Source organism: Collinsella sp. TF07-1 (genome assembly GCF_003437235.1).
In the GTDB taxonomy this organism is placed as follows: domain Bacteria; phylum Actinomycetota; class Coriobacteriia; order Coriobacteriales; family Coriobacteriaceae; genus Collinsella.
Map to the genome: position 1 here is coordinate 108,163 of NZ_QSRV01000001.1, position 17,537 is coordinate 125,699.

At 61.5% G+C, this 17,537-nt stretch carries 11 protein-coding genes and 1 tRNA gene; 7 read left to right on the top strand and 5 right to left on the bottom strand.

The window, feature by feature from the left end; translation table 11 throughout:
- Window positions 1-52: 52 nt before the first annotated feature.
- The 4 genes from DXC67_RS00495 to DXC67_RS00510 all read right to left on the bottom strand — a co-directional run bounded on the left by DXC67_RS00495 (window position 53) and on the right by DXC67_RS00510 (window position 5,080).
- Window positions 53-1,306 carry a 4Fe-4S binding protein gene (locus DXC67_RS00495; RefSeq protein WP_117583323.1) on the bottom strand — a complete coding sequence of 418 codons (1,254 nt, stop codon included), beginning with the start codon at window positions 1,304-1,306 and terminating at the stop codon, window positions 53-55.
- A gap of 151 nt (window positions 1,307-1,457) precedes the next feature.
- A complete protein-coding gene (locus DXC67_RS00500) occupies window positions 1,458-2,525 on the bottom strand; it encodes a glycerol dehydrogenase (protein ID WP_117636941.1) in 1,068 nt (355 codons plus the stop codon).
- A 147-nt stretch (window positions 2,526-2,672) separates the two neighbouring features.
- Window positions 2,673-3,773: a glycerol dehydrogenase gene (locus DXC67_RS00505; protein ID WP_117636942.1), complete on the bottom strand. Its 1,101-nt coding sequence runs from the start codon at window positions 3,771-3,773 to the stop codon at window positions 2,673-2,675.
- An 83-nt stretch (window positions 3,774-3,856) separates the two neighbouring features.
- Window positions 3,857-5,080, bottom strand: a complete 1,224-nt coding sequence (locus tag DXC67_RS00510) for an iron-containing alcohol dehydrogenase (protein WP_055251037.1) — start codon at window positions 5,078-5,080, stop codon at window positions 3,857-3,859.
- A gap of 500 nt (window positions 5,081-5,580) precedes the next feature.
- Between DXC67_RS00510 and DXC67_RS00515 the strand changes: the two genes are divergently transcribed.
- The 4 genes from DXC67_RS00515 to DXC67_RS00535 all read left to right on the top strand — a co-directional run bounded on the left by DXC67_RS00515 (window position 5,581) and on the right by DXC67_RS00535 (window position 10,100).
- On the top strand, window positions 5,581-6,657 hold the full coding sequence (locus DXC67_RS00515) for a hypothetical protein (RefSeq protein ID WP_117636943.1): 1,077 nt from the start codon (window positions 5,581-5,583) through the stop codon (window positions 6,655-6,657).
- Complete coding sequence (locus tag DXC67_RS00520) at window positions 6,657-7,700, top strand: hypothetical protein (RefSeq protein ID WP_117636944.1); 1,044 nt, start codon at window positions 6,657-6,659, stop codon at window positions 7,698-7,700. The genes DXC67_RS00515 and DXC67_RS00520 overlap by 1 nt, the downstream gene beginning before the upstream one ends.
- 45 nt (window positions 7,701-7,745) lie before the next feature.
- Window positions 7,746-9,923, top strand: a complete 2,178-nt coding sequence (locus DXC67_RS10535) for a MurT ligase domain-containing protein (RefSeq protein WP_233503111.1) — start codon at window positions 7,746-7,748, stop codon at window positions 9,921-9,923.
- 100 nt (window positions 9,924-10,023) lie between these two features.
- Window positions 10,024-10,100, top strand: a tRNA-Glu gene (locus DXC67_RS00535).
- Between the two features lie 638 nt (window positions 10,101-10,738).
- Here DXC67_RS00535 and DXC67_RS00540 read toward each other — a convergent pair.
- Complete coding sequence (locus tag DXC67_RS00540; protein WP_117636945.1) at window positions 10,739-12,826, bottom strand: glutamine synthetase III; 2,088 nt, start codon at window positions 12,824-12,826, stop codon at window positions 10,739-10,741.
- Between the two features lie 428 nt (window positions 12,827-13,254).
- Here DXC67_RS00540 and DXC67_RS00545 point away from each other — a divergent pair, with 428 nt between their 5' ends.
- The 3 genes from DXC67_RS00545 to DXC67_RS00555 are packed head-to-tail and all read left to right on the top strand — an operon-like array spanning window position 13,255 to window position 17,483.
- Window positions 13,255-14,127: a methylenetetrahydrofolate reductase gene (locus tag DXC67_RS00545; RefSeq protein WP_117636946.1), complete on the top strand. Its 873-nt coding sequence runs from the start codon at window positions 13,255-13,257 to the stop codon at window positions 14,125-14,127.
- A complete protein-coding gene (locus DXC67_RS00550; protein WP_117636947.1) occupies window positions 14,127-14,915 on the top strand; it encodes a hypothetical protein in 789 nt (262 codons plus the stop codon). The genes DXC67_RS00545 and DXC67_RS00550 overlap by 1 nt, the downstream gene beginning before the upstream one ends.
- 9 nt (window positions 14,916-14,924) lie before the next feature.
- Window positions 14,925-17,483: a homocysteine S-methyltransferase family protein gene (locus DXC67_RS00555; protein ID WP_199410540.1), complete on the top strand. Its 2,559-nt coding sequence runs from the start codon at window positions 14,925-14,927 to the stop codon at window positions 17,481-17,483.
- Window positions 17,484-17,537: the final 54 nt, after the last annotated feature.

Here is a 17,537-nt window from a genome sequence, read left to right on the forward strand (position 1 = left end):
GCGAACCCGGACGCCACGGCGGCGCAAATGAAGCAGAGATAGGGGTCGCTGACTAGTCTGCGAGCTTTTCCACCTGATCGAGCATCTTATCGAGCTTGGCCTTTGCCTCGGCCTTGACCTTCTCGGCCTCCTCGTGAGCCTTCGCCTTCTGGGCAGCCTTTTCCTCGGCTTCGGGATCGACGACGACCAGATTGGACGCGTCATGCTCAACCAGCTTGAGCGCATGCTCGGGGCACACCTTGACGCAGGCACTGCAGCCCAAGCAATACGTGGACTCCAACGCAAAGCGGCCGCTTCCCATCAAATCGCAGGCGAACGTGGGGCATACATTGACGCACTCGCCGCACGACGTGCACTTGTCAAAATCGCACTCCGGCGTGCTCACCTGCATGTTCTGGGCAAGCTCGGGGTGGTTTTGCAGCGTCGAGAGCACCAGCTGTCGCCCGTGCGTAAGCGAACGGCGACGCTTGGTCGTCGTGGTACCGCACATGGTGTTGAGTGTGCGCTCCAGCTGGGTAATCTGATGACGATGGGCTTTGAGCTTCTGTGTCACCGAAGCTAGCGCCGCCGTCGCCGGGTTGAGCTTAGTCACGGTCAGGCCCGTGGTGCGGGCGATCTTTTCCATGTATTCCTTGCGCTCGTACTCGCGGCGCTTATGGCACTTGAGGCTCTTGGGGTCGACCTCAAGACCCATGCCCGTACCGGCCCATTCCTCGGCCTTCGCAATCGCCTCGCCCAGAATGTCCTCGCCGCCGGTGTTGCGGCATTTATCGCACACGCCCAACGGCAGGTACACACTCACGTTGGGATAGTCCGCCAGCACCGAGAACCAGGTCTCGGCCGTAATATCGCCCACGCAGGCAACGACGACCTCGTTTTCGCGCGGCATGCGCTTAAGGGCGCGCGTGCAGGTGACGTAGGCGGTCTCGTGGCTCGTAGCTGCCGAGACAATGTCGTCATACAGGTTTTTGGGCGCCAGGCGTGGCGAGATGATCGCCTCGGTCGGACAGGCGGCGGCGCACAGGCCGCACTTGCGACAGGAGTCGAGGATCTCGATGGCGTCTTCCTCGACCTCGATAGCGTTGACCGGGCACACGTCCACGCACGCGGTGCAGCCGCTCTTTTCGTTTTTGCAGGTCAGGCACGGAATGGTGTTGCCGCGCGGACGCTCCTTGTAGTCGGCAGGATTCCACTGCGGTGCCGACGGATCGAGTGCATCGGTCACACCGCCAAGCGGGTTTTTAAGAAAGTCGAAACCCTTGCTGATCTCGATAATGTCATCAAATAGATCGTGTTCCTGCGCCATGCGCGGCCCCTCCCTGAGCAGTGCAAACAAGCAAGAGATAATGATACGCTATGAGCCCACGCCTCGGGCAAATTACACGCGGAGCACCTTTGAGGCAAATAACCCATGGCCTATCGCAGCCTCGATTGCACAAGGTCGATCAAGCGCCAAGCTATGCCTCCCGCATGAGCTGCACGAGCTTTTGTTTGGTCGCCTTGGCCTGCTCGTTGGCCATATTGCGTTCGTTTCTAAAGGCCGCATCCGCAACGCTCATCAGGTCGGCATCGGAAATCTCGCCGAGGCCCAGCTCCTCGAGCGTCGTCGGCAGACCAACGCGCTGGCAAAACTCGAGCACCTGATTAAGCTCGGGCGCACGCTCCAGACGCAGCTGCACCGCCAGGCCAAATGCCACAGCCTCACCATGCATGGCCTTGCACTCGGGCAGAATCGTCAGACCGTTGGCGATGGCATGCGCCAACGCCAAGCCACCGCTCTCAAAGCCGACGCCCGAGAGCAGGATGTTGCACTCGATCAGGCGTTCAACCGCTGGCGATGTACGTCCCTTTTTGAGATCGCGCTTGGCAGCGATGCCGCATTCCATAAGCGTGTCGTAGCAGGCACGTGCCGCGACCAGTGCCAAGTGCCCCGGTGCGCCACCGTGCTCGTTCGCACCTCTCGCCGCGGCGCACGAACGTGCCTCAAAGTACGTTGCCAGCGCGTCGCCCATACCGGCGACCGTCATGCGCAGTGGGGCCGCCGCGACCACGTTGGTATCGACCACGACCAGGTCTGGATTCTTCTCGAGCATCAGATAGCGGTCGAACGACCCGTCCTCGTGATACAACACCGAAATCGCGCTGCACGGACCGTCCATCGAAGCCGCCGTGGGACATACGCACAACGGCAGCTCAGCATAAAACGCAACGGCCTTTGCGATATCGAGCATCTTGCCGCCGCCAATGCCCGCCACCATGTCGCAATACTCGGCCCGGGCTTCCTTGGCCATTTCGACAACGGCATCTTCCGTACACGGACCGTCATAAATCTTAAAGAATGGCTCACTCAGATCGTCGTCCAGAAATCCATCGACAATCTGCCTGCACAGCCGATCCTCGGTGCCCTGGTCAAACAAGACATAGGCAGCGCAGCCCAACCATGGCAAATACCTGCCCTGACGCGAAAGTTCGCCCGGCCCCTGAACATACCGGCCAGGACCACCGTAAACCATAGGAAGCGCCATACGAGAATCCGCCCTTCATCAAACAACGATTGGTGCAAAGTAACCTGACCCCCTTGCACCAACTTGGTGCGATGGGGTCAGGTTAGTTTGCACCATAGCAAAAAGGGGCAAAGCCATCTGCTTGCTTTGCCCCTTCCATAGCTTGATTTACTCATCCATGAGATAGTAGTGGCCCAGAGCGTCGGCACCCAGGATGGCGTTTGCGACCATCTCGGGCGTCACCTCAAACGGCATGTTGCACATGGTGTCATCGGGCGCGCACGCGGCCTCGGCAACAATCATGGCCTGCTCGCGTGTAAGCTCGGCAACGCCAAGTTCCTTCATCGTGACCGGCAGGCCCAGTTCAATGCAGAAGCCCAAGACTTCCTCGAGCTTCTCGGTCGGGGCATCCTCGAGTACCAGCTGGACGATGGTGCCGAAGGCGACCTTCTCGCCGTGGTACATGCCGTGGCACTCGGGCAGCATCGTCAGACCATTGTGGATGGCATGAGCAGCAGCAAGGCCCGAGCTCTCAAAGCCAATGCCCGAAAGCAGCGTATTGGCCTCGATGATATGCTCGACGGCAGGCGTCAACGCTCCCTTCTCCAGCGCGACCTTGGCCTTGACGCCATCGGCCATAAGCGTCTCGTAGCAGAGCTTGGCGAGCGCCAGGCCGGCCATGCCGCCTTTGCCACCGGCGCAGGTGCCACCGTCGGCATCGTGCGTCGCCTGGGCCTCAAAGTAGGTTGCGAGCGCATCGCCCATACCTGCCACCGTCAGGCGTACCGGGCTCGCCGCGATAACCGTCGTATCCATAAGAACGATATTGGGGTTCGCCTTAAGGAACAGGTACTTATCGAACTGGCCGTCATCGGTATAGAGCACGGAGAGCGCCGAGCACGGGGCATCGGTCGAAGCAATGGTGGGGCAAATGATAACCGGGGACTCCAGGTAATAGGCGACGGCCTTCGCGGTGTCGAGGATCTTGCCGCCACCGACGCCGACGATGATGTCGCAACCGTTGTCGCGAGCGAGCGCAACCAGGCGATCGACCTCGCCCTTGGAGCACTCGCCGTTAAAGTCCTCAAACAGCAGCTCGGCCTTAGCCTCGGCAAAGCCGCCCTCGATCTTGGCACCGACGCGCTTCTTGCCCGAAGGCGTCACGATGACGAGGGCCTTAGCGCCGAGCGGCTCGACATAGGAGCCGAGCTTGGCGAGCTCGTCCGGACCCTGGATGTACTTGCTGGGGCTATTGAAAATTGCAGCCATAACTATCCCATTCTCTAAAAGAAAAAAGAAAGGGGCTCCGTACAGATACGTGCGGAGCCCCTCGTTACGATAACAAGAGTCGATTAGAAATCGATGTCGGTGTCGTAGTAGCAGGCCTTGAGGATCTTCTCGAAGTCGGCAGCCTTGGTCTCACGCGGGTTCTCGGGCGTGCAGGCGTCCTGCTCGGCGTTCGCGGCGATCTCGGGGAGCTTGGCGAGGAACTCCTCCTCGGAAACCATCTGCGGGTTCTCGGCGTCGACCTTCACGCCACCATTCGCGTAATCCTTGATGGACTGCGGAATGTTGAGCTGGTCGTTGAGGTCGCGGATCTTCTGGACGAGCGCAGCGATAAGCTCCTCGTTGGTCTCGCCGGGAAGGTGCAGGATCTCCTTGGCCACGTAAGCGTAACGCTCGGCAGCACGGGGATCCTTGGAGTTCCACTGGATGACCTTGCCCAGGTACATAGCGTTAGCAGCACCGTGGATGATGTGGCCGTTCTCGAAGGCAGCACCGGTCTTGTGAGCCATGGAGTGAACGATGCCGAGCAGGCCCGAGGAGAAGGCGATACCGGCGATGCACTGAGCCTCGTGCATGTGCTGACGGGCCTCGTGGTCGCCAGCATAGGACTTGGGCAGCCACTCGACGATCTCGCGGATGCCGTGCAGGGCGTTGGCATCGGTGAACATAGAGGCGAAGGTGGAAACGTAGGCCTCCATGCAGTGGGTCAGAGCGTCCATGCCGGTGTGAGCGCACAGCTTGGCGGGCATGGTGTAGGTGAGCTCGGGGTCGACGATGGCGACATCAGGGGTGATGTTGAAGTCGGCCAGCGGGTACTTGATGCCCTTGGCGTAGTCGGTGATGACGGAGAAGGCGGTAACCTCGGTAGCGGTACCGGAGGTAGAGGAGATGGCGCAGAAGTGAGCCTTCTGACGCAGCTCAGGGAAGCTGAACGGCTGGATGATGTTATCGAAGGACTCCTCGGGATACTCGTAGAAGACCCACATGGCCTTAGCGGCATCGATGGGCGAGCCGCCGCCGATGGCGATAATCCAGTCGGGCTCGAACTCGCGCATGGCCTCGGCGCCCTTCATGACCGTCTCGATGGACGGGTCGGACTCGACGCCCTCGAACAGCTTGACCTCGAAACCGCCCTCTTTGAGGTCGGCCTCAACGTCCTGCAGGAACCCGCCGCGGCGCATAGAGCTGCCGCCAGAAACGATGATGGCCTTCTTGCCCTTGAGGTTCTTCACCTCGTGGCGAGCGCCCTCACCAAAGTACAGATCGCGAGGATTGGTAAAACGTCCCATACTGTGCCTCCTAAACAAGCCCCTCTTAGACTTGCGTATATAACGGAGCACCCAATTGGCTCCGTTAGGACCGGTTTGCGCGTTGCCGGCGATGACAATGCGCGATGTCTAAACGTCTCAACGCTCAGACAAACGCTATTTTACCGTTCTGGTTGGTCAGTTATTCACCTAAAGCCGCCAATGATGAAACGTTTTTTCTATCCCTGAAGACCCTTGTGCGGCATTCATACTCCCAAGCTGGGCAAACGTTTTATCAAGGTTGACTACATATCCTGGGCAGGACTGTGCCCCTCCAAAATATGCACCGTTCGCCGCCAAAAATCGACCGTTTGCGGCACCGTGATACCACTCGGTCGTCCAAGGTGCCGACATTTGTGCGACATCCGTCTTCGTGGTGCAAAGGTGCAAGTCCAAGTGCGGCACCCCCGGTGTGCCACATGCGGGTAAACTAGAATTTTATATAGAAACATTTGAACCCTAACCGCAGCAAAGGAGGCCCCATGGCATTCGATCCCATTCAAGAGGATTGCCATCGCCTCGTTCTTGAGGCCTTGCGCCGCGACAATATCCCGCTCACCGACGCTGCCGCCGTAGAGCGTCTGATGGAACAATTCACCCGCAACCCCGCACCGCTCATCGTGCACGACCGCGACCGCGCCGGGCACCTCATTGCCAAGGTGGTCGAGGCCGTCGATTACCGCATTCCCTTTATCCCTGACGATACCCAGGCAGAGCAGGAAGAGGCAGCTGCCGAGAACATGCTCTGCGAGGCAGCCGCACTCGATCCGGCCAACTGGGATGCCCAGCGCATGCTGACGGCGCTCACCGCCGAATCCAACGAGGAATACGTGCAGTACTTGGTATCTAAGCGCGATGAAGTCGAACACGACCTGGCGCTCAAGATCGTCTCGGCGCAGGACCCCTACGAGCGCGAGGCCGCAGGCGACCTTATGCGCCGCCCCTACCTGCGCTGGCTTGCCGCCTTGGCATCGCGCGCGCTCATTAGCGGCCGCTACCGCATGTCGCTCGAAGCCGCAAACCGCAGCCTCGACTTTGCCCCCAACGACCCCGCCGGCGTCCGCCATACTGCGATGCTTGCCATGGCAAAGCTCGAATACCCCGCCGAGGAGCTCAAGCGCTTTCGCTCTGCCCACTCCGTCCCCTATCTCGCTAACACGCCGCTGCGCCGTCGTCCCAAGGACGCGGAGCGTGACTTGGACCCGTGGACGCTCATCGCGCTGATGAGCGCAGCCTGGCGCGAGCTGGACTACGAGGGTGCCGAGCACTACCTGCGTATCCTTGCGCGCTCGTGCCCGCACGCAGCCGAGGCGCTCTACTTCCAAACCGAGTTTCCCGATGGCGTCTATGCCCGCGTCAACGTGGGTGCAGGCTCCACCGACGAGCTCGTCCTTGCACTCTCCGAGGCGACGCCGGTACTGCAGGAGGGCCTGGGCGCGCCCGACAACGCCAGCTTTGCCGCCTGGGTCGCCACCAACGACATCGTGCGCTCCCAGATCGACGAGCGCATACTGCGGGCGGCCGAGCAGGGCTTGCCGTTTAAGGGAGGAGACCTCTAATGGATCCGAGCGTCTACATCCCCGCCTACCTGGAGCGCACCTATCTGGCGTCGCACCCCGAGCTCACCGATGCAGCACGCGAGCTTGTCCATAACGACATTAGTGCGAATCCCCAAAAGTATGCGCAGTCCGAGCATGCTCAGGCGCTGCTGTCCTATGCCGGTGTTCATCACCACCTGCTCGACGAGCTCCATCGCATCGAGGACATGGGCAGCGACGAGGAGTTCGAGCAGACGCGCAATCGCCTGTTCGACGACATGCGCGACGAGCTGCTCAAGATCGTCCGCATCGATGCGCATGTCCTCGATGCCCAGCTGCTCGCCATCATTTTGGCCGACACGCCCGTCGACGCCTGCCTGGGCGACCTGATGAAGCTCGAGACGAGCGCGGCCGACTACCTGCAACAGAGCGTGCCCGGGTTTGATATGGAGGCCCCGCACTACTGGGCCAATAATGTTTTGGCCGACGGTGTCACCGCAGCGGACCTTACCGTGAGCGAGCCGGCCCTTATCGGGTGGCTCCACACGCTCGAGGCCATCTCGCAGCTGTGCATGGCGAGCGCCCGCTACCGTGCTGCCGCCAACTATGCTCGCCGCGTTCTTAAGGCGGAAGGCTATCCCACCCGGGCCGCCGGCACCGTGCTGCTCGCCCTCGCCCGCCTAGAAGACCAGGACGGCTTTTTTGCCCTGGCCCACCAGCTCGAGGAGCAGATGGGGGCAGACGCACTCGAAAACTCTCCTTGGTACCTGCTCGCCCGCACGATCTTGCTGTTCAAAACGAACAAGATGCGCCCGGCGACGCGCGCGCTGCGTGAGTTCGCTAACCGTTGCGAGGGCGGCGCGTTCTTCTTGCTGAACCCCATGTACCAGACGCCGTATCTTCCCTGCCGACCCGAGCCGCACGACCCCTGGGACCTCTCGCACCAGGCGGTTTGGGAAGCCGACGGCATTATCTCGGACACCCCCGACTTTGCCCCCTGGGCCAACGCCTGCGAAGATGTATCGCAGCTTGCCCAAGAATTTGCGCGCCGCTACGGCTTTTAGCGACGCGATCACCCCGACCATGTCATCAATGTTAGGAACGGCTTCATGAACCTCCGCTCATCTCTTGCCTGCACCTCGAGCGATATTGCCCGCTGGGGACTGCGCTCTGTCCTCAAACGCCAGGGCGGCGTACTCCCCGGCCGCATCGCCATGAAGATCGACCCCGAGTTGCTGAGCGACCTCGCGGGCCTGGTCGACCACAGCGTAGTGATCACCGGCACCAACGGCAAGACCACCACCTCCAACCTCATCGCCGACGCCGTTGCCGCCAGCGGTGCTACCGTGGTATGCAACCGCGCCGGCAACAACATGGAGCCTGGTGTGGTAGGTGCTCTACTCGAGGCCCGCAGCGGCCTTAAGCACACCAACAGCGGCAAGCGCGTGGGCGTCTTTGAGTGCGACGAGCTCTACACCGTACGTGTGCTGCCCAAGCTCAAGCCGACCTACTTTGTGCTGCTCAACCTGTTCCGTGACCAGCTGGACCGCTACGGCGAGATCGACCACACCCAGGACGTCATCGCCCACGCGCTGGAGCTCTCTCCGGCAACGACGCTCATTTACAACGCAGACGACCCGCTGTGTGCCGCGATCGCCGCGCGCGTTCCCAATGCAAGCATCGCCTTTGGCATCGACGGCGCCACCAACACCGAGTCCGACCGCATTAGCGACTCGCGTTTTTGCTCACAGTGCAACGCACCGTTGGAGTACGACTATGTGCAGTACGGCCAGCTCGGAGCCTATCATTGCCCTTCGTGCGGCTGGGGTCGTCCCGCACTGGTCCGTTGCGTAACGGGCGTAGAGCTCGGCTGCAACGGCTACGGTTTTGACCTGGTCTTTGGATCTGCGCCCGACGCGGCTGCCGTACACATCGCCACGCGCTACAACGGCCTGTATATGGTCTACAACGTAGCCGCAGCCTTCTTCGCCGCCCACGAGCTGGGCGTGGACGCCGCACGCCTGCAGCCCACGCTCGACGCCTACGTGCCGGCAGGTGGTCGCATGGGCCGTTGGAATATCGCCGGCCGAACCGTCGAGGCCAACCTGGCCAAGAATCCCGTAGGCTTCGATCGACAAATCCAGTCCATCAAGACGGCAGGCGGCAGACTCTGCGCTTTCTTCCTCAACGACAACGATGCCGACGGCCACGATGTATCGTGGATCTACGACGTCGACTTTGAGCGCATCGCCGACACAACGGGGCTTGTCGCCTTTGCCGGCGGCACACGCGCGCACGACATGCAAGTGCGCCTCAAGTACGCCGGCATCGATGCCACGATTATCTCGAGTGTCGAGCAGGCGATTGGTGCCGTGGCAGACGAGGCTGCCGGCGACACTTTCTACGCCGTCGCCAACTACACGGCCTTTCCGCCGCTGGTCAAGGAGCTCGACGGACTTAAAGACACCGATGCGGCTACGGTTGCCGCCCACGCTGCAAAGTGCGCCGATGGCAGTGCCGTCCCCGTTGGCGTCGCGCCGACCGAGCTTTCGCGCCCGTTGCGTATCGTCTACCTGTATCCCGATGCCCTCAATCTCTATGGTGACGGCGGCAACGTTATCGCGCTCGAGCGCCGCTGCGCCTGGCGTGGCATTCCCGTGCGCGTGGACGAGGTCCGCATGGGCGAGTCGCTCGATCTCATCGACGCCGACATCGTCATGATGGGCGGTGGCTCCGACCGCGATCAGCTGGCCGTGGCACACGAGCTGCTCGCTCAAAAAGACAAGGTCGCGGCCTATGTTGAGGACGGCGGTTCGCTGCTCGCCATCTGCGGCAGCTATCAGCTGCTCGGCCGTTCGTACTATATGGGCGAGAATCGCATCGAGGGCCTGGGCGTCATTGCCGCCGAGACCGTGCGCGGCTCCGACCGCCTGATCGGCAACGTCGCCGTCAAGACCGACCTGGCACCCGAGCCCTTTGTGGGATTCGAGAACCACGGCGGCCGCACCCTGCTCGATGCACAGGCCACGCCGCTCGGAACGTCCGTGGTCACGGGCACCGGCAACAACGGCGACGACGGCTTTGAGGGTCTGATCTACAAGGGCGTCATCGGCACGTACCTGCACGGACCAGCGCTACCCAAGAACCCCGAACTCGCCGACTGGCTCATTACCCACGCCCTCGAGCGCCGCGGCGATGCGCAGGCCACAGCTCTGCTACCGCTCAAGCCCCTCGACGACACCTACGAGCACGCCGCCCACGACGCCGCAATGAAGCTCCTCCCCTAGCACCTCACCACCACAAAGGGGACAGGCACCTTTGTGGTGGTTTTCCAGTTTGTCATCGATATACGCGCCGGCAAAAAAGTCTGCTATACTCTTTCCCGCTGTCCCCATCGTCTAGCGGCCAAGGACGCCACCCTTTCAAGGTGGATATCGCGGGTTCGAATCCCGCTGGGGGCACCATTTAAACTGAGAAGCCCATTGCCCTCGCGGTAACGGGCTTTTTGCTGCCGATATGCCGGGATTCGAACCCGACAGGGTGCAGAGCTGAGGAAACGCGTAAGCGTTTTCCAGCGCAGCACGCAAGGAGCGGAGCGACGCAGCGAAAGCGGGCGGCGCCAGCCGCACGCGGACATCCCGCTGGGGGCACCACAGAATCTGAGAAGCCCGTTACCAAATTCGGTAGCGGGCTTTTTGCTACCCATACGCCGGGATTCGAACCCGACAGGGTGCGGATCCCGGCATCTCCCGATGGACCGTGGGCAAAAAATGGCAAATATGAGTACTGTTACCAATTTAGTAACAGCGATTTCATGCCATCAGAAGGCAATTTGGACGTCAGGCGTCCTACGGCGGAGGAATTGCAGGCGTTTATCAGCTATGTACTTGGACATACGTTGCGTAATACTGCATTTTTTGCAAAAAAATAATGCTACAGGGCTTGTGACAGTACTCATATTTGACGTTTTTTGCCCACGACCCCTTATTGCGTGGGCGAATCAGTTGCAAAACGGACTCCAAAGCGTCCCTCGCAAACAAAAAGCCGGGGCCCGCGCGATGCGGACCCCGGCTCAATACCATGACGATATGTCGGTTACGCTCTACACGTAGAACAGGATGTCGTCGTAGGTCGGGACCGGCCAGTAGTCGGCTGCCACGATCTCCTCCATGGCATCCACGGCGGCGCGCAGCGTATCCATAGCGGGAACGACCTCGTGCGCATACACATTGGCCTGCTCCTGGCCATCGAGGGCCTCGGCCTTCTGATGCACGGCGTCGAGCGCCTTGATGGAGTCGTTGATGGCGGTGATGCCGTTGCAGAGCTTGTTGAGCGTGTTCTGCTCGCACTGCATGGCGGCCTCAGCACCGGCGGCACGAATAGTCTCAAGGCCCTTAGCGACCTTGGTGGCGTAGGCGGTAATGACCGGGCGATAGGTACGACGCGCCTCGCGAACCATCGTGGTAGCCTCGATGTTCATGAGCTTGTTGTACTTCTCGAGCTTGCAGTCATAGCGGCACTGAGCCTCGGCCTTGGTCAGGACGCCCGTCTCCTCAAAGAGCGCGATAGCCTTATCGGAAACAAAGGCGGGAAGAGCGTCGGCCGTGGTCTTGTTGTTGGCAAGGCCGCGCTTCTCGGCCTCGATGGGCCACTCGTCGGAGTAGCCGTCACCGGAGAAGAGGATGCGCTGGTGATCGGTCAGCACCTTCTTGCAGTACTCGAGCGCGGCGTCCTGGAACTTATCCTCGGGCGTACCCTCGAGTGCGTCGGCGAAGGACTTGAGCGACTTGGCCACGGCGGCATCGAGCACCAGGTTGGAGTCGGAGACGTTCTGCTCGGAGCCGCAGGCACGGAACTCGAACTTGTTGCCGGTGAAGGCGAACGGGGAGGTGCGGTTGCGGTCGGTGTTGTCCTGCATCAGCTTGGGCAGGGTATCGGCGCCCAGGTCAAGCACGCCGCGCGTGGCATGGACGGAAGCCTTGCCATCGATGATTTTCTCGACGACCTCGGTAAGCTGGTCGCCCAGGAAGATGGACATAATCGCCGGAGGAGCCTCGTTGGCGCCCAGACGGTGGTCGTTGCCGGCCGAAGCAACGGAGGCACGCAGGAGCTCCTGATAGTTATCGACGGCCTCGATCACCGCGGTGAGGAAGACGATGAACTGCAGGTTGTCGAGCGGGGTGTCGCCCGGGTCGAGCAGGTTCTCGGACTCGGTGCCAAGCGACCAGTTGTTGTGCTTGCCCGAACCGTTGATGCCCTCGAAGGGCTTCTCGTGCAGCAGGCAGACCAGATCGTGGCGGGAGGCGATGAGCTTCATCTTCTCCATCATGACCAGGTTCTGGTCGATGGCCTCGTTGACCTCACCGTAGACGGGGGCGAGCTCATGCTGGCAGGGAGCGACCTCGTTGTGCTTGGTCTTGGCGGGAATGCCAAGCGCCCACAGCTCGTCGTCCAGGTCCTTCATATAGGACGAGACGGTGGGGCGGATAGCGCCAAAGTAGTGCTCCTCGAGCTCCTGGCCCTTGCAGGGGGCAGCGCCAAAGAGGGTGCGGCCGGTGATGACCAGGTCCCTGCGCTTGCGGTAAGCATCCTTCTTGATCAGGAAGTACTCCTGCTCATCGCCCACGGAAGGAACGACCTTCTTGGGGGTCTTGCCGAACAGCGCCAGAACACGCTTAGACTCACGCGAGAGCGCAGTCATGGAGCGCAGCAGCGGGGTCTTCTTGTCCAGGGCCTCGCCCGTGTAGGAGCAGAAAGCCGTGGGGATGCACAGGACGTCGTCCTTGATAAAGGCGGGGCTGGTGGGATCCCAAGCGGTGTAGCCACGGGCCTCGAAGGTGGCACGCAGACCGCCGTTGGGGAAGCTGGAGGCGTCCGGCTCGCCCTGGATGAGGTTCTTGCCCGTAAACTTGGTAATGGCGGTGCCGTCGTGGTTGGGCTCGAGGAAGCTGTCGTGCTTCTCGGAAGTGATGCCCGAAAGCGGCTGGAACCAGTGCGCGTAGTGCGTCGCGCCCTTGGAGATGGCCCAGACCTTCATGGCGTGGGCAACGGCGTTGGCCACATCCAGGTCGAGCGGCTCACCGTCCTCGAGGGTTGCAGCAAGGCGCTTCCAAATGTCCTTGGGGAGGTAGTCCTTCATGACTTCCTCAGAGAACACCATGGTCCCGAAGCGGTCAGTAAGATCGGCCATACGGAACTCCCTTCGTATCGGCACCGCGTGAGATGCGGTGTTGATTACTAACGAACGAGTCATAGCTTAGACTCGCCGTGTTTCCGCGACATTACCGTTATGTTGCTGTCGCGAAACCAATCAATGAGGTTACCGCATCACAGCGGCGCTGCCGCCCTTAATGGCCAATCAACTGTATAAATTGCAGACCTCTCCCCATAGTTTAAGGGTAGTCAATTTGAGACAGGGCTTTCTTAACTGGTATTTCGCATCAGATACCATTCAATATAGTCCCATCTTAGATTGACTACCCTGTTATAGGAAATGCCGATAGCGAAGCATTTTCGATTGGTATCCCCAAATAGCAAGAAAAACTCCACCTTAGCGCAGTGGTGCTGTAGAATCCTTGCTACAAAAACATCGCACCCAGGCATCTAAAGGAGCACGATATGCGCGTCGACGAGGTTTTTAAGCAGGCAGCATCCCAAGGCACCACGCCCATTTCGTTTGAGATGTTCCCGCCCAAGGGTGAGCTTACCCTCGATACGGCTCGCGAGGTGGCAGACAACCTGTGCAAGCTTTCACCGAGCTTTGTCTCGGTCACTTGTTCCGCTGGCGGCTCGGGTAACGGTGCCACCACCGCCCCCATTGCACATATGATTACGAGCGAATTCGATACGCCCTCGGTAGCGCACCTCACCTGCGTTGGCCGCACACATGCCGATATCGCCGCCAAGATCGACGAGTATCGCTCGGCCGGCGTGGAAAACGTGCTGGCCCTGCGCGGCGACCTGCCCGCTGGCGCGACTGAGGACGACAAGCCCGCCTCCGACTACGCCTACGCCCGTGACCTCATCCCCGAGCTCGTCGACGCCGGCTTTTGCGTGGGCGCCGCAGCCTACCCCGAGGGTCACATTGCCTGCGAGGATCTCAACCTCTCGGTCGAGCACCTCAAGCAAAAGCAAGATGCCGGCGCAAGCTTCTTTGTGACACAGCTCTTCTTTGATAACGAGTGCTTCTATCGCTTCCGCGAGCTCGCCGACAAGGCCGGCATCACCGTGCCCATCACCGCGGGCATCATGCCGTTTATGGGCAAGTCGCAGATCAGCCGCATGGTCTTTATGTGCGGCGCGTCGCTGCCCTCCCCCGTCATCAAGATCCTCGCCAAGTACGAGAACGACCCCGAGAGCCTGCAGGCGGCCGGTGTAGATTATGCTGCTCGTCAGCTTTGCGACCTTAAGGAGCACGGTGCCGACGGTCTGCACCTGTACACTATGAACCGTCCTGCAATCGCCGCGACCATTATGGAGCGCCTGGGGTAATGGAAAAACCGCACGTCGATACAACCGTTGTAGAAGTGCCGGCCGACCTTGCGTCGCCGGCGCTTTACCGTATCGACGCTGCCCACCACCCTCGTGTCGACCGTGCCGAGATGCTGCGGTATCTGGGCTACGGCGGCCAGCAGATTGAGCCCGAGCTGTCACGTCGAATTGAGCTTGTCGTTGAGCGTCTGGAGCTGGATATCGAGCCCCGCGGCGTGCGACGCGTGTTTGCCGTCGATGCCACGAGCATCGACGAGCAGGGCGAGCCCTGCATCCGCTTGGTTGGCACCAATGTTGAGCTGCGGGGTCGTGATATCTATCGCCACCTTAAGGACGCCCGCCTGGCGGCGCTCATGGCCTGCACCCTCGGGATGTCTGCCGAACGCCGTCTGCGAACCACGGGAGCCCAGCAACCCCTGGAAGGCGCCGTGCTCGACGCCGCATGCTCTGCCTATGTAGAAGCCGCCGTCGAGCAGATGGACCAGCAGGTCAAGGCTGCGGCCGCTGCACACGGACTCGCCGGTAACTGGCGCTTTAGTCCCGGCTATGGCGACTGCCCGCTCTCGGCCCAGCGCTCAATCGTGGATGCACTCAACGCCACGCGCCTCATTGGACTTACCGTCACCCCCACCAGCCTGCTCATGCCCACCAAGAGCGTGACCGCGGTGATCGGTCTGTTTGACGGCGAGGTCCACGACGCCCAGAGCCGCCCCACCTGCAATATCTGCCGCATGCGTGAGCACTGCCGCTTCCGCGCCGCCCACACCACCTGCTATTCCAGCCATTAGGAGCCATCGATGTTTACTCCGCTTATCACTCATGATCTGGACGGTGCCGCGCTGGCTGCACCCGTTGATGCCGCACGCCGTGATGGCGCTGCATACAAGACGCGCACGATCGACGACCTTCGCATTAAGGACGATCGCCTGCGCGCCGCCATCAAGGGCACCGGGCACCTGCTGTTCGACGGCGGCATGGGCACCATGCTGCAGGCGGCCGGCATGAAGGCCGGCGCCCTGCCCGAGCTGCTCAACTTTGAGGAGCCCCAGGTCATCACCGATATCCAGCGTCAGTACGTCGAGGCTGGCTGTGACGTGATCACCGCTAACACCTTTGGTGCCAACGCCCACAAGCTCGACGGCACCGCCACCGTGGCAGACGTCTTTGCCGCGGCCGTCACCTGCGCCCACGAGGCCGGCGCCCGCTACGTCGCCGGCGACATCGGCCCTATCGGCGCCCTGCTGCGCCCCCTGGGCACCCTCAGCTTCGACGAGGCCTACGATCTCTTTGCCGAGGAGGTGCGCGCTGGCGTCGCCGCGGGTGTGGACCTCTTTATTATCGAGACTATGACCGATCTTGCCGAGATCAAGGCGGCAGTCCTCGCCTGCCGCGAGAACTCCGACTTGCCCGTCTTTGCCACCATGACCTTTGAGGAAGACGGCCGCACCTTCTTGGGCACGAGCCCCGAGGTCGCCGCCATCACCCTCGACGCCATCGGCGCCGACGTCCTGGGCATCAACTGCAGCCAGGGCCCGGCCGAGCTCCGAGGACTCGCCGCGCGCATGCTCACCGTCACCGACAAGCCCGTTATGGTGCAGGCCAATGCGGGACTGCCCCGCGTGGACGATGACGGCAATACCGTCTTTGATATCCAGGCACCCGAATACGCCGAGGCCGTCGCCGGCATGATCGAGGACGGCGTGAGCGTCGTCGGCGGATGCTGCGGTACCACGCCGGCGCACATGGCGGCACTTCGCGCCCTCATCGACAACCATACGCCCAGCCTGCGTCACCGCAAGCCCAGTATGTCGGTCACGAGCGCCCAGACGGTCGTGGACCTCCCCTGCGACGGCCACAAGATCGCCGTCATCGGCGAGCGCATCAACCCCACCGGCAAAAAACGCCTGCAGCAGGCCCTGCGCGACGGCGACCTGGATTACGTCGTGAGCCAGGGCATCAGCCAGCAGGAGCAGGGCGCCGACATCTTGGATGTCAACGTGGGCCTGCCCGAGATCGACGAGGTCAAGATCATCCAGCAGGCAACCGAACAGCTCCAGGGCTCCACCTTGTTGCCGTTGCAGATCGACTCCACCGACCCCGCAGCCGTCGAGGCAGCCGTGCGCCGCTACGCCGGCAAGCCCATCATCAACTCGGTCAATGGCAAACAGCAGATCATGGATGAGATCTTTCCGCTGGTCGCCCACTACGGCACCAATGTCGTCGGCCTCACGCTCGACGAAGGCGGCATTCCCGATACCGCCGAGGCTCGCTTCGCCATCGCCGAGCGCATCGTGTCCGAGGCTGCCCGCTACGGCATCGGCCCGGACCGCATCCTCATCGACTGCCTGGTCATGACCGCCTCGACCAATCAACGCCAGGCCGAACAGATCCTGCGCGCCATGTCTATGTGCAAGGAGCGCCTGGGCGTCAAATGCGCACTCGGCGTGTCGAACATCAGCTTTGGTCTGCCTGCCCGCCCGCTGCTGGGCTCGGTCTTTTTGGCTGCCGCTTTTGGCGCGGGCCTGGACGCCCCCATCATGAACCCGGGCTCCAAGCGCTTTATGGATACCGTCTACAGCTATCGCGTGCTGAGCGTTGAGGACGAGGGCTCGACCGGATACATCGAGCGCTACGCCGGCTGGACCGATCCGTATAAGATCGCCGCAAACCCGGCGGCGGCTCAGGCAGTATCGACCGACACCGTTCCCGCCGCCGGCACCGCCGGCTCCGACGGCAACGACGACCCGATTCGTCGCATGGTCGTCTCGGGCCGCAAAGGCGAGATCGCTGCCGAGACCGAGCGTCTGCTGGCAGACCACGACGCCATGGACCTCATCAACAATCACTTTATCCCCGCCCTCGACGAGGTTGGCGTCCTCTTTGACCAGGGAAAGTTCTTCTTGCCGCAGCTCATGGCCTCGGCCGAGGCGGCGCGCGTGGGCTTTGACACCATCAAGCGCCTGATGCCCGCCGGCGAAATTGCCGACAAGGGCAAGATCTGCGTGGCCACCGTCAAGGGCGACATCCACGACATTGGCAAGAACATCGTCAAAATGCTGCTCGACAACTACGGATACACCGTCTTTGACCTGGGCCGCGACGTCGATCCGCAGGAGGTACTCAAGACCGTCAAGGAGCGCGATATCAAACTCGTCGGCCTCTCGGCGCTTATGACTACCACGGTCGTTGCCATGGAGGAGACCATCAAGCTGCTTCATGCCGAGGTGCCGGGCGTCAAGATCATCGTAGGCGGCGCCGTGCTCACCCCCGAATACGCCAAGCAGATCGGCGCGGACTACTACGCCAAGGACGCCGCCGAAAGCGCTCGTATCGCCGAAGAGGTCTTTGGGCAGTAACACAACGGAAACAACCGAGCACCAAAACGTGCCGCACGCGCCACTTGGCACGTG

Bases quoted from the DNA above. Each gene is read 5' to 3' on its own strand.
- DXC67_RS00495 (WP_117583323.1), bottom strand. From the start codon at position 1,306: ATGGCGCAGGAACACGATCTATTTGATGACATTATCGAGATCAGCAAG.
- DXC67_RS00500 (WP_117636941.1), bottom strand. From the start codon at position 2,525: ATGGCGCTTCCTATGGTTTACGGTGGTCCTGGCCGGTATGTTCAGGGG.
- DXC67_RS00505 (WP_117636942.1), bottom strand. From the start codon at position 3,773: ATGGCTGCAATTTTCAATAGCCCCAGCAAGTACATCCAGGGTCCGGAC.
- DXC67_RS00510 (WP_055251037.1), bottom strand. From the start codon at position 5,080: ATGGGACGTTTTACCAATCCTCGCGATCTGTACTTTGGTGAGGGCGCT.
- DXC67_RS00515 (WP_117636943.1), top strand. From the start codon at position 5,581: ATGGCATTCGATCCCATTCAAGAGGATTGCCATCGCCTCGTTCTTGAG.
- DXC67_RS00520 (WP_117636944.1), top strand. From the start codon at position 6,657: ATGGATCCGAGCGTCTACATCCCCGCCTACCTGGAGCGCACCTATCTG.
- DXC67_RS10535 (WP_233503111.1), top strand. From the start codon at position 7,746: ATGAACCTCCGCTCATCTCTTGCCTGCACCTCGAGCGATATTGCCCGC.
- DXC67_RS00540 (WP_117636945.1), bottom strand. From the start codon at position 12,826: ATGGCCGATCTTACTGACCGCTTCGGGACCATGGTGTTCTCTGAGGAA.
- DXC67_RS00545 (WP_117636946.1), top strand. From the start codon at position 13,255: ATGCGCGTCGACGAGGTTTTTAAGCAGGCAGCATCCCAAGGCACCACG.
- DXC67_RS00550 (WP_117636947.1), top strand. From the start codon at position 14,127: ATGGAAAAACCGCACGTCGATACAACCGTTGTAGAAGTGCCGGCCGAC.
- DXC67_RS00555 (WP_199410540.1), top strand. From the start codon at position 14,925: ATGTTTACTCCGCTTATCACTCATGATCTGGACGGTGCCGCGCTGGCT.